Origin of the sequence: Pseudomonas sp. H1h, from assembly GCF_000633255.1 — a bacterium.
In the GTDB taxonomy this organism is placed as follows: Bacteria; Pseudomonadota; Gammaproteobacteria; order Pseudomonadales; family Pseudomonadaceae; genus Aquipseudomonas.
This window is the reverse complement of record NZ_AYMJ01000002.1, coordinates 115,355-126,447: the sequence shown is the minus strand read 5'-3', so window position 1 is coordinate 126,447 and position 11,093 is coordinate 115,355. Positions and strand designations below refer to the sequence as shown.

Below are 11,093 nucleotides of genomic sequence, written 5' to 3'. Positions count from 1 at the left end.
CGGTTGAAGATTGCGGGTCTATAGTCAGCGAACCTTTGGAGGATTGCGCCATGAGCGAGCACCCAGCCAACCGTCGTCGCTTCAAACGTATTGCGTTCGATGCCAGAACCGAGCTGAGTCAGGGGCAATACATCTGGCCGGTGAAGCTGATCGATCTGTCACTCAAGGGGCTGTTGATCGAACGACCGGAGCCTTGGCTTGGGGATAAGGAGCATGATTTTCATGTCGACATTCATCTGAGCGAAGACGTCGATATCGAGATGGATGTGCAGTTGAAGCACAATGATCACGGGCAACTGGGGTTTGTCTGCCGGCATATCAGCCTGGAATCGATCCAGTGCCTGCGGCGCTTGATCGAGCTGAATCTGGCAGATGAGGCCGAGCTGGAGCGCGAATTGGGCGCCCTGATCGAAATCTAGAACCCGCCAGATCAAGTGCAGGCTCACTCTCACAAGGGCACTGTGTTACTCGAAGAGTGCGTCGAGGGCCTGTTCGAGGCGCGTCACCGCGATGATCTGCAACCCCGGCGGCGCCTCTTTCGGTGCGTTGCCCTTGGGCACGATTGCCCGTTTGAAGCCATGCTTGGCCGCTTCCTTCAAGCGCTCCTGGCCACTCGGCACCGGACGTACTTCGCCGGACAAGCCCACTTCACCAAATACCAGCAGATCATGCGGCAACGGCCGGTTGCGCAGGCTCGACATCACCGCCGCCATCAGCGCCAGATCAGACGCCGTTTCCAGCACCTTCACCCCGCCCACCACGTTGAGGAACACGTCCTGGTCGTGGGTCGGAATGCCGCCGTGGCGGTGCAGGACCGCGAGCAGCATCGCCAGGCGGTTCTGATCCAGGCCCAGGGTCACCCGACGCGGGTTCGCCAGATGGCTGTCATCGACCAGCGCCTGCACTTCCACCAGCATCGGCCGGGTGCCTTCCCATGTCGCCATGACTACGCTGCCCGGAACTTCTTCCTGCGCACGGGTGAGAAAAATCGCCGACGGGTTGGAGACTTCTTTCAAACCCTTGTCGGTCATGCCGAACACACCGAGTTCGTTGACCGCGCCGAAACGGTTCTTCACCGCACGCAGCAAACGCAGACGCCCGTCCGATTCGCCTTCGAAATACAGCACGGTATCGACCATGTGCTCCAGCACCCGTGGGCCGGCGAGCGCGCCTTCCTTGGTGACGTGACCCACGAGGAAAATCGCCGTACCGCTCTGTTTGGCATAGCGCACCAGCAGCGCCGCACTTTCGCGCACTTGCGAGACGCCACCGGGGGCTGACTGCAATTGTTCGGTGAAGATGGTCTGGATCGAGTCGATCACCATCACCTTGGGTTTTTCCTGACGGGCAGTGGCGATGATCGTTTCGATACAGGTTTCGGTCATCACCCGCAGTTGGTCCTGCGGCAGCCCCAGGCGTCGGGCGCGCATGGCCACTTGCTGCTGGGATTCTTCACCGGTGACGTACAGCGCCGGCATGCTCTTGGCGAGATTGCACAGGGTCTGCAACAGAATCGTCGATTTGCCGATGCCCGGGTCCCCCCCGATCAGCACCACCGAACCATCGACCAGACCACCACCGAGCACCCGGTCCAGCTCACCGGACGCGGTCGAGAAGCGCGGAATTTCCTCGATGCTGACTTCGGTCAGCGTCTTGATCTGCGCCTGCTGCCCGGCCCAGCCGGTACGACCGGTGGGCGCCGTGGCACCGCCGCTCTCGATCATGGTTTCGGTCAGGGTGTTCCAGGCGCCGCACTCGCCGCACTGGCCCGCCCACTTGGGAAAGGTTGCGCCGCACTCGGTGCAGCCGTACATGCGCTTGGCCTTGGCCATCTGGATCCCCCGGCAAAAACCGCGATGATAACGCAGCCGCCGCTCAGCGCGGCGCGGCGGTATGGATTTCGCCGTTGGCCAGACGCACGGCGCTGTTGCCCAGCGGATCTTCGGCATTGAGGTCGGCACCCTTGGCCTTGAGCGCATCGAGCAGTTCGAGCCGCTTGAACAAGCCGGCATACATCGCGGCAGTTTGTCCCGCGCCGTTGCGCTGATCGGGGCTGCAATCGGTAGCCATCAGCCGCCGGGCGATCTGGACCTCACCCTTGAAAATCGCCCCCATCAACGCCGTGTTGCCACGTTGATCCTGCGCGCAGGCATCAGCACCCGCCGCCAGCAAGTGGTCCACGGCGGCGCCCTGGCCGTGATACGCCGCCAGAATCAGCGCGGTGTAGCCTTTGCTGTCACGGGTATCGAGGGAGTAACCGGATTCGATAAAGGTCTCGAGCATTGGCACGTCACCGCGCCGGGCCGCATCAAAGTAGTAATCCTGCAACTGAACCTTGATCGCCTCAGGGCTTTGCCCGGCCTGTGCAGTAAGGGACAGACAGCCGAGCAACAGTAAAAGACAAGGACGCATATGTACTCTCCTTGGGCAAAGCGGGGCCTCAGCCAGGCCCCGCTTTGCAGGGCGTCGAGATCAGTCGACCAGTTTCGCTGCCAGTGCCTTGACCCGGCTCAGGTCGCCCTTGGCCACGTTGGTCACGCCGGTCCCGTATTCCGGATCGGCCTTATAAAGAAAGGACAGGATGATGTGCTTGCTCTCGTCATCGGTGGTCGCCAGCGAGCCGCCGAAGCTGTCGATCAGGTCCTGACGCTCCTGCTTGCTCAACGAGCGATACAGATCACCGGCCTGCTTGAAGTTCTGCTCACGCTGGATCTTCGCCTGTTGCGTGCTGCCCGATAGCGCCAACTCGCTGTAACGCGCACTTTGCGGCTCTTCGCGCGGTTGCAGGCGGCTCGGCTGATAGTTCACACCAGACTGGGTGGCACCGACGTTCATCGCACCGTCCTGATTGCCATTGTTGACAGCAACTTTCGGCGCATTGATTGGCAGTTGCAGAGCATTGGCGCCCAGACGATACATCTGCGTATCGGCATAAGAGAACACTCGGCCTTGCAACAGACGATCTTCGGAAGGTTCGATACCCGGTACAACATTGGCCGGAGCCATGGCCACTTGTTCAGTTTCCTGGAACACATTCGCCGGGTTACGGTTCAACACCATTTGTCCAACTTTCCGTTCCGGAACATTGGGCCAGATCTTGGTCGCGTCCAATGGATCGAAATCAAACTTGGACAGATCTTGCGGATTCAGCACCTGGATGTACAAGTCCCACTTAGGGAAATTGCCTTTATTAATATTGGTTACCAGGTCATTGGTCATATGACTGTAGTCTTGACCCTGAACCGTTGCGACTTGTTTTGGCGAAAGGTTTTTAATGCCCTGCAAACTCTTCCAGTGAAACTTCACGTAGTGAACTTCACCTTTGGCATTGACCAACTTGTAGGCGTGTACACCATTGCCATCCATCTCCCGATAACTGGCCGGCGTGCCCGAGTTCGAGTAGAGCTCAGTCAGCGTTCGAGTGGCTTCCGGTACATGGGAGAAAAAGTCGAAACGGCGCGAGTCATCATCAAGGTTGGTCCGTGGATCGGGCTTGAACGCATGCACCATGTCCGGGAACTTGATCGCATCGCGAATGAAAAACGTCGGGAAGTTGTTGCCAACCAGATCCCAGTTGCCATCGGAGGTGTAGAACTTGGTAGCGAAACCCCGCGGATCACGCAGGGTTTCCGGGGAGTGGTTGCCGTGCACCACTGCGGAGAAACGCACGAACACCGGCGTCACCTGGCCTGCGGCAAACACCTTGGCCTTGCTCAGGTCTCTGAGGTCGTTGGTCACCGTGAAAGTACCGTGGGCACCAGTGCCGCGTGCATGTACTACGCGCTCGGGGATGCGCTCACGGTCGAAACGTTGCAGCTTCTGGATCAGTTGCACGTCCTGCAGCAGCACCGGGCCATTGGCGCCAGCCGTTTGCGAGTTCTGGTTGTCGCCGACCGTTGCGCCGTTGTCCCGGGTCAGGGGCGCGGCGTGCACGGAGAAGGTCAGCAGGCTGGCGGTCAGTACGCCAAAGGTGCGGCGATGGGGAAAAGCCCCCAGTCCAAGAGTGGAATTCATATCAGGTTCCTCTGGTTCTTTTGGGCGCATCCAGGTGCGCCAAACAGAGGCTAGAGCGCTATGTCCGCGAACATAAATAGAAAGTTCGTAACTCGACGATTGAAAATTTTGGCTTCCCGATCAGCGAGTTACGGCGTATTTCGCGCGCGATTAGTGGCACTTTGCAAACTAATCGTCGATTCATGTGTCGATAAAAACGGGCATTGTAAGAAGGTGTTTCGCGCAGGACGCGTTTTGCTGATTTACACTGCGTACACCAACCTCATCTGTAACAAGGAAATAACCTATGGGCGTGCTAAGTGAGTTCAAGGCCTTCGCGGTCAAAGGCAATGTGGTCGACATGGCCGTCGGTATCATCATCGGTGCCGCCTTCGGCAAAATCGTTTCGTCGTTTGTCGGTGACGTGATCATGCCGCCAATCGGCCTGCTGATCGGTGGGGTGGACTTCAGTGATTTGGCCATCACGCTAAAAGCCGCCGAGGGCAGCGCCCCCGCAGTGGTCATGGCTTACGGCAAATTCATCCAGAGCATTCTGGACTTCGTGATCGTCGCTTTCGCGATTTTCATGGGTGTCAAAGCCATCAACCGCCTGAAACGCGAAGAAGCCGTGGCCCCTTCCCTGCCACCGGTTCCAACCAAGGAAGAAGAGTTGCTAGGCGAGATCCGCGATCTGCTCAAAGCCCAGAACAACCGGCCTTGACGGCTGCATAAATGAAAACGGCGCCTGATGGCGCCGTTTTTCTACCAGTAGTTTTCCACCGCCACCTGCCCCGGCCGCCGCGTAAGGCTCAGGCTCATGTGGCGTTTTTTCAACAATGCCCGGGTGTCATCGATCATCTGTGGATTGCCGCAGAGCATGACGCGCGAATGCTCTGCGGTCAGTTCCACGCCCGCGACGCGTTCCAGTTCGCCGCTTTCGATCAGGTCGGTGATGCGCCCGTGCAACGCGCCAGGAGCATGTTCGCGGGTAACCGTGGGAATAAATTGCAGTTTATGGGCGTGTTCTGCCAGGTAATCACGCTGGGCCAGTTCGGCGATCAGCGATTGATAGGCCAGCTCCCGCGCTTCACGCACGCTGTACACCAGGATGATTCGCTCAAACTTTTCCCACACTTCGAAGTCCTGCAGGATCGACAGAAACGGTGCGACTCCGGTCCCTGTGGATAACAGCCACAGATCCCGGCCATCGACAAAACGATCCAGCGTCAGATAGCCAAAGGCCTGGCGATCCACCAGCAAAGTATCGCCCGTCTGCAAACGGCTTAGTTCACTGGTGAATTCGCCCCCGGGCACCACGATAGAGAAGAATTCCAGAAATTCGTCAAACGGTGACGAGACCATCGAATAGGCACGCCACACCGTGCTTCCATCGGTTTTGATAACACCCAGGCGGGCGAACTGACCCGCGCGGAATCGAAAACCGGCGTCACGGGTGGTACGCAGAGTAAACAGGCTGGAGGTCAAGGGCTGCACGTCGAGCAAGGTCTGGGCGGTAAATTTCTCTGCGCTGACAGTCATGGGCCACTCCACTGAAAGGACCCTGCCAGTTTCGCGCAAACCGACACCCTAATAAACCACTGCTTTTTTAATGTCTTTTCATTTATCGAAACAAATGAGAAACAACACCAGATACAACTAATGAAAAAACATTCATATTTTCAACCAGATTTACATGTCACCTCGAATACAATGCTCTATTCCGGGCTAATTACTTTCTTACAACCAAATCTCACTCAAAATAGCAAAAAAATTCAACGCCCATTGTAAGACATGTCCTACACTCGGCTCCGTGCAGGATCCTTTGGATCCAAACCTGCACCCCCGTAACGACTCATGGAGCGTTTGTGATGGAAATGTGGAAGGAGTCGCAATTAAAGCAACTGACTTTCGCAAGAGAAATAGAGACTGCTTATCCGATATTGTTGCGATTTGCCCAAAACATTGGTTTCAATTTTTGTGCTATCTCATTGACATCAAACAATCGGAACGCCGACTTTAAAATCTTGCAAATCAACAACTACCCCAAAGAGTGGAACCAACTCTACGAAAATGAAAGCTACAGAAAAGTTGATCCGGTAGTCACCCATTGCAATCGCTCCATGCTGCCCATTGTCTGGACCGAAGAACTGTTTTCGCCAACCCCACTGCTGTGGGACGCTCAACAGGTGCATGGATTGAGACATGGCTGGTCCCAGTCTTTCCACCATGAAGCCACCGGATTGTGCAGCATACTCAGTCTCGCCAGAAAAAATGGCGCACTGACTCCGCTCGAGTTGTACGAGCATTTTGGCTACATGTTTTACGCCACCAGCCATCTGAGTGATCTATTCGCCAAAACCCTGCCCAAACCGCCAAAAAAGCCCGAACACCCGCACCTCTCACCGCGCGAACTGGAAGTGCTGAAACTCTCGGCACTCGGCAAAACGGCCTATGAAATTGCCAGGATCCTCTGTCTGAGCGAACGGACCGTGAATTACCACGTGCAAAACGTGATCCTCAAATTGAACGTCTGCAACAAGATTTCCGCCGTCATTGCCGCCAGCCGCTGCGGTCTTCTCGACGCGCCCAACCCGTAAAAGCTGCAAGTATTTCGACGGAAAAAAACGTACCATTTGCGACCTTCCTGAGTGATGACGTCAAACGTCGTTTTCCACTCGGACGGTTCCGCTGCGCAACACTCCGGGCTGCGGGCCACCCGTTGATTAACCAGAGTTCCCGCATCATGCCTTTGCTCGACACGCCCTTCGCCCAACTCGACCTGATCCGCCAGCCCGAACAGCAGAATGAACCGCTGCAAGCATTCGATGCGGCTGACGAATACCTGCTCAATCACCTGGCCACGCAGCAACCGGCGGCAGACACCCGGGTGTTGGTACTCAACGACAGCTTTGGGGCGTTGGCAGCAAGTCTGGCAGGCAAGGTTCAGGTCAGCAGCAGTGGCGATTCGTTTCTGGCGTTCCAGGCACTGGAAAAGAATCTGGTGCGCAATGGCCTGGCATTCGATGCGGTGCGCGGCATTGCAGCCAGTGAACCGTTGGTCGGTCCGTTTGACCGAGTGCTTATTCGAGTGCCCAAGACCCTCGCGTTGCTGGAAGAACAACTGATTCGCCTGCAAGGGCAACTGGCGCCCGGCGCCGAAGTGGTGGCGGCAGCCATGGTCAAGCATCTGCCACGTGCAGCCGGCGACCTGCTGGAGCGTTACATTGGCCCGGTACAGGCTTCGCTGGCAGTCAAGAAGGCTCGCCTGCTGATCGCCACGCCCGAGGCCAAAGCCGCGGCGACCTCGCCCTATCCTTCACGCTACCGGCTCGACGAGCCAGCCATCGAGTTGCTCAACCACGCCAACGTATTCTGCCGCGAAGGGCTGGATATCGGCACCCGGGCCTTTCTCCCGCATCTGCCGAAGAACCTTGGCAGCGCTCGCGTCGCCGACCTCGGTTGTGGCAACGGCGTGTTGGCCATCGCCAGTGCCCTGCAGAACCCTGATGCGCAATACACGCTGGTCGACGAATCGTTCATGGCCGTGCAATCGGCCGCTGAAAACTGGCACGCTGCGCTCGGCGAACGCGAGGTGATCGTGCGCGCCGGTGATGGTCTGGCCGGGCAAGAGCCGCAATCGCTGGACGTGGTGCTGTGCAACCCGCCGTTCCATCAACAGCAGGTGGTCGGCGACTTCCTCGCCTGGCGCATGTTCCAGCAGGCGCGTGAGGCGCTGGTGGTGGGCGGTGCGCTCTATATTGTCGGCAACCGTCACCTGGGTTATCACAGCAAACTGGCGCGGCTGTTCCGTGGCGTCGAGCAAGTGGCGGCAACCCCGAAATTCGTGATTCTCAAGGCGCGCAAGTAAACGCCAGGCAAAAAAAACCCTCCGCGGTACAGAGGGTCATAAATCCGTGCCCAAGGGCAACGGGACGGGATGTATCAGTGCGTGGTCAGACCGGCGGCGTTCATGAACATGCGCATCAGGCTCGCTGCAATGAACAGCGCACCGACGCTACCGATCCAGATCAGGGCCAACCAGCCGAGCCGCTGCCATAGCGGCTTTTTTTCAGCCTCTTCAATCTCTTGCAGGGAATGTTTGCCGCTCATTGCATCGTTCCTCCGTCAGGCGATGGCGTCACTGACGACACCATCGCGGGCAGGCTCGCTCACACTGGGTGAGCAGAGCGCAGATCAGTGGTAACCGTCTTCATGAGTGACCTTGCCGCGGAACACGTAGTAGCTCCAGAAGGTGTAACCCAGGATAAACGGGATGATGAACAGCGTACCCACCAGCATGAAGCCCTGGCTCTGCGGGGGTGCGGCGGCGTCCCAGATCGAGATCGACGGCGGCACGATGTTCGGCCACAGGCTGATGCCCAGACCGCTGTAGCCGAGGAAAATCAGCACCAGGGTCAACAGGAACGGCATGTAGTTGGCATTGCGCGCCACCGCGCGGATCAAGCCATACATCGTGACCAGCACCAGAATCGGCACCGGCATGAACCAGAACAGATTCGGTGTGCTGAACCAGCGCGTGGCGATTTCCGGGTGCGCCAGCGGCGTCCACAGACTGACGATGCCGATCACTGCCAACAGCACGAACGCCAGCGGTCGCGCCAGATTGTGCATCTGCTCTTGCAGCTTGCCTTCGGTCTTCATGATCAGCCAGGTGCAGCCGAGCAAGGCATAAGCCACTACCAACGCAGCCCCGCAGAACATCGTGAACGGCGTCAGCCAGTCCAGTGAGCCGCCGGCGTATTGCCGATTGACCACCGGCAAGCCGTCAATGAACGCCCCCAGTGCCACGCCCTGGAAGAACGTCGCCGCCACCGAACCACCGATGAACGCCTTGTCCCACAGGTGACGCTTGTCGTCCTTGGCCTTGAAGCGAAACTCGAACGCCACGCCACGGAAAATCAGGCCGATCAGCATGAAGATCAGCGGCAGGTACAGCGCCGAGAGCACCACCGAATAGGCCAGCGGGAACGCGCCGAACAACGCCGCGCCGCCCAGTACCAGCCAGGTTTCATTGCCGTCCCACACGGGGGCGACGGTGTTCATCATCACGTCTCGGTCGGTCTTGCCCGGGATGAACGGGAAGAGAATCCCGATCCCCAGGTCGAAGCCGTCCATGACCACGTACATCATGATGCCGAAGATGATGATCACGGCCCAGATCAGCGGAAGATCAATACCCATGATTCAAATCTCCTTGGTCAGGCTGGGGCGATGGTCTGCATCGGCTCCGTCGTCGTCGGCAGCGGACATCGGCCGGGCCGGCGTGCGTTTCTGGCCGGGACCACCGTCGTTGGTTTCCTTGCCCTCATCGGTTTTCGGCCCTTTGCGCACCAGACGCATCATGTAGCCCAGACCTGCACCGAATAGCGCGAAATACACCACGACGAACATGATCAGGGTGATGCTCATCTGCATGAAGCTGTGGTTGGAGGACGCATCCGCCGTGCGCATCAGCCCGTAGACCACCCACGGCTGGCGACCGATCTCGGTGGTGAACCAGCCGGCGAGGATCGCGATCAGACCGGACGGCCCCATCCACAACGCCAGATACAGGAACGGCCGCGAGGTGTAGAGCGAATCGCGCTTGCGCAGCCACAGGCTCCACAGACCGGTGAAGATCATCAGGAAACCGAGGCCGACCATGACCCGGAACGACCAGAACACAATGGTCGAATTCGGCCGGTCCTCAGGCGGGAACTCTTTGAGCGCCGGCACCTGCTTGTCCAGCGAGTGAGTCAGGATCAGGCTGCCGAGATACGGGATCTCCACGGCGAACTTGGTTTTCTCCTCTTTCATGTCCGGCCAGCCGAACAGGATCAACGGCGTCGCTTCGTTGCCGACGTTTTCCCAGTGACCTTCGATCGCAGCGATTTTCGCCGGCTGATGCTTGAGGGTGTTGAGGCCATGGAAGTCACCGATTACCGCCTGGATCGGCGCGACGATCAGCGCCATCCACATCGCCATCGACAGCATGGTGCGGATCGCCGGGTTGTCCTTGCCGCGCAGCAGGTGCCAGGCCGCCGACGAGCCGACGAAGAAGGCCGTGGCGACGAACGCAGCGGTCGCCATGTGCATCAGTCGATACGGGAACGACGGGTTGAAGATGATTGCCAGCCAATCGGTCGGGATCACCTGGCCGTTGATGATTTCGAAGCCTTGTGGCGTCTGCATCCAGCTGTTGGAGGCGAGAATCCAGAACGTCGAGATCAGCGTGCCAATGGCCACCATTACCGTGGCGAAGAAGTGCAGGCCGCGCCCCACTTTGTTCCAGCCGAACAGCATCACTCCGAGGAAACCGGCCTCGAGGAAGAAGGCCGTGAGCACCTCGTAGGTCAGCAACGGCCCGGTGACGGAACCGGCGAAGTCCGAGAAGCGGCTCCAGTTGGTGCCGAACTGGTAGGCCATGACCAACCCTGACACCACACCCATGCCGAAATTGACGGCGAAGATCTTCGACCAGAAGTGGTAGAGGTCTCGGTAGGTGTCGTTATGGGTTTTCAGCCACAAGCCTTCGAGCACCGCCAGGTAACTCGCCAGACCAATGGTGATGGCCGGGAACAGGATGTGGAACGAGATGGTGAACGCGAACTGAATTCGGGCGAGATCGAGTGCCTCTAAACCGAACATATGGCTTCCTCTGTCAGGTAATACCGGCGTTGGGGCTCGTGGCCCCTGTACCTACTGCCCCCACGGATATGGAGTGCGGCGAATTCTGATTCGTTCTTTTTTAACAGCCATCGCAACGCAGGGAGTCTGGCCAACGGGCCACCAGACCATGGCCCGGGAGGGTCTTGATCTGGATCAAGCAACGTTGAAAGAGTAGTCCCATTTCCGACGAAGAACCGCGTGGTCGTTTGCCGCGTGACAAGTTGCCTCAGGATTGGGGAAATGATCTGAAATACATTCCCTGAGACAGCGCGATCCCTTGTGGTGAGGGGATTTATCCCCGATGGGCTGTGGAGCAGTCCTTGGATGCATCCCTCCAGGCTGCGTCTTCTGGTCGCTTCGTCGATTTTTTACGACTGCTGCGCAGCCGATCGGGGATAAATCCCCTCGCCACAGCGAAATGAGGCGTGCCG

The 11,093-nt window shown here is 58.3% G+C and carries 11 protein-coding genes; 4 read left to right on the top strand and 7 right to left on the bottom strand.

The features are described 5' to 3' along the window. The first annotated feature begins 50 nt into the window (after window positions 1-50). Window positions 51-419 (top strand): PilZ domain-containing protein, encoded by a 369-nt coding sequence (locus U862_RS0101390; RefSeq protein ID WP_025108761.1) that lies wholly within the window; start codon window positions 51-53, stop codon window positions 417-419. 45 nt (window positions 420-464) lie between these two features. Here the strand turns inward: U862_RS0101390 and radA are convergent, their stop codons facing one another. The 3 genes from radA to katB are packed head-to-tail and all read right to left on the bottom strand — an operon-like array spanning window position 465 to window position 4,014. Further along, window positions 465-1,832 carry a DNA repair protein RadA gene (gene radA, locus U862_RS0101385; RefSeq protein WP_025108760.1) on the bottom strand — a complete coding sequence of 456 codons (1,368 nt, stop codon included), beginning with the start codon at window positions 1,830-1,832 and terminating at the stop codon, window positions 465-467. 43 nt (window positions 1,833-1,875) lie between these two features. Continuing rightward, complete coding sequence (locus tag U862_RS0101380) at window positions 1,876-2,412, bottom strand: ankyrin repeat domain-containing protein (RefSeq protein ID WP_025108759.1); 537 nt, start codon at window positions 2,410-2,412, stop codon at window positions 1,876-1,878. Window positions 2,413-2,472: 60 nt separating this feature from the next. Beyond that, window positions 2,473-4,014, bottom strand: coding sequence for a catalase KatB (gene katB, locus U862_RS0101375; RefSeq protein WP_025108758.1), 1,542 nt, complete (start codon window positions 4,012-4,014; stop codon window positions 2,473-2,475). 286 nt (window positions 4,015-4,300) lie between these two features. Here katB and mscL point away from each other — a divergent pair, with 286 nt between their 5' ends. Then, the gene (mscL, locus tag U862_RS0101370; protein ID WP_025108757.1) at window positions 4,301-4,714 is read left to right on the top strand and encodes a large-conductance mechanosensitive channel protein MscL; all 414 of its coding nucleotides are present in this window, start codon (window positions 4,301-4,303) and stop codon (window positions 4,712-4,714) included. Window positions 4,715-4,755: 41 nt separating this feature from the next. Here the strand turns inward: mscL and U862_RS0101365 are convergent, their stop codons facing one another. Then, window positions 4,756-5,532 carry a ferredoxin--NADP reductase gene (locus U862_RS0101365; protein ID WP_025108756.1) on the bottom strand — a complete coding sequence of 259 codons (777 nt, stop codon included), beginning with the start codon at window positions 5,530-5,532 and terminating at the stop codon, window positions 4,756-4,758. A gap of 329 nt (window positions 5,533-5,861) precedes the next feature. Between U862_RS0101365 and U862_RS0101360 the strand changes: the two genes are divergently transcribed. Next, window positions 5,862-6,590 (top strand): autoinducer binding domain-containing protein, encoded by a 729-nt coding sequence (locus U862_RS0101360; RefSeq protein WP_025108755.1) that lies wholly within the window; start codon window positions 5,862-5,864, stop codon window positions 6,588-6,590. 146 nt (window positions 6,591-6,736) lie between these two features. Beyond that, complete coding sequence (locus U862_RS0101355) at window positions 6,737-7,861, top strand: class I SAM-dependent methyltransferase (RefSeq protein WP_025108754.1); 1,125 nt, start codon at window positions 6,737-6,739, stop codon at window positions 7,859-7,861. Between the two features lie 74 nt (window positions 7,862-7,935). Here U862_RS0101355 and U862_RS29320 read toward each other — a convergent pair whose 3' ends face one another. From U862_RS29320 to U862_RS0101340, 3 genes are all read right to left on the bottom strand, one after another. Then, window positions 7,936-8,103 carry a DUF2474 domain-containing protein gene (locus U862_RS29320; RefSeq protein WP_081794835.1) on the bottom strand — a complete coding sequence of 56 codons (168 nt, stop codon included), beginning with the start codon at window positions 8,101-8,103 and terminating at the stop codon, window positions 7,936-7,938. Window positions 8,104-8,187: 84 nt separating this feature from the next. After that, on the bottom strand, window positions 8,188-9,195 hold the full coding sequence (gene cydB / locus U862_RS0101345) for a cytochrome d ubiquinol oxidase subunit II (RefSeq protein WP_025108753.1): 1,008 nt from the start codon (window positions 9,193-9,195) through the stop codon (window positions 8,188-8,190). Window positions 9,196-9,198: 3 nt separating this feature from the next. Beyond that, a complete protein-coding gene (locus tag U862_RS0101340; protein WP_025108752.1) occupies window positions 9,199-10,641 on the bottom strand; it encodes a cytochrome ubiquinol oxidase subunit I in 1,443 nt (480 codons plus the stop codon). Between the last annotated feature and the right edge of the window lie 452 nt (window positions 10,642-11,093).

What these genes read in the sequence shown, in the direction of transcription:
- U862_RS0101390 (WP_025108761.1), top strand. Translation starts at nt 51, where the DNA reads ATGAGCGAGCACCCAGCCAACCGTCGTCGCTTCAAACGTATTGCGTTC.
- radA (WP_025108760.1), bottom strand. Translation starts at nt 1,832, where the DNA reads ATGGCCAAGGCCAAGCGCATGTACGGCTGCACCGAGTGCGGCGCAACC.
- U862_RS0101380 (WP_025108759.1), bottom strand. Translation starts at nt 2,412, where the DNA reads ATGCGTCCTTGTCTTTTACTGTTGCTCGGCTGTCTGTCCCTTACTGCA.
- katB (WP_025108758.1), bottom strand. Translation starts at nt 4,014, where the DNA reads ATGAATTCCACTCTTGGACTGGGGGCTTTTCCCCATCGCCGCACCTTT.
- mscL (WP_025108757.1), top strand. Translation starts at nt 4,301, where the DNA reads ATGGGCGTGCTAAGTGAGTTCAAGGCCTTCGCGGTCAAAGGCAATGTG.
- U862_RS0101365 (WP_025108756.1), bottom strand. Translation starts at nt 5,532, where the DNA reads ATGACTGTCAGCGCAGAGAAATTTACCGCCCAGACCTTGCTCGACGTG.
- U862_RS0101360 (WP_025108755.1), top strand. Translation starts at nt 5,862, where the DNA reads ATGGAAATGTGGAAGGAGTCGCAATTAAAGCAACTGACTTTCGCAAGA.
- U862_RS0101355 (WP_025108754.1), top strand. Translation starts at nt 6,737, where the DNA reads ATGCCTTTGCTCGACACGCCCTTCGCCCAACTCGACCTGATCCGCCAG.
- U862_RS29320 (WP_081794835.1), bottom strand. Translation starts at nt 8,103, where the DNA reads ATGAGCGGCAAACATTCCCTGCAAGAGATTGAAGAGGCTGAAAAAAAG.
- cydB (WP_025108753.1), bottom strand. Translation starts at nt 9,195, where the DNA reads ATGGGTATTGATCTTCCGCTGATCTGGGCCGTGATCATCATCTTCGGC.
- U862_RS0101340 (WP_025108752.1), bottom strand. Translation starts at nt 10,641, where the DNA reads ATGTTCGGTTTAGAGGCACTCGATCTCGCCCGAATTCAGTTCGCGTTC.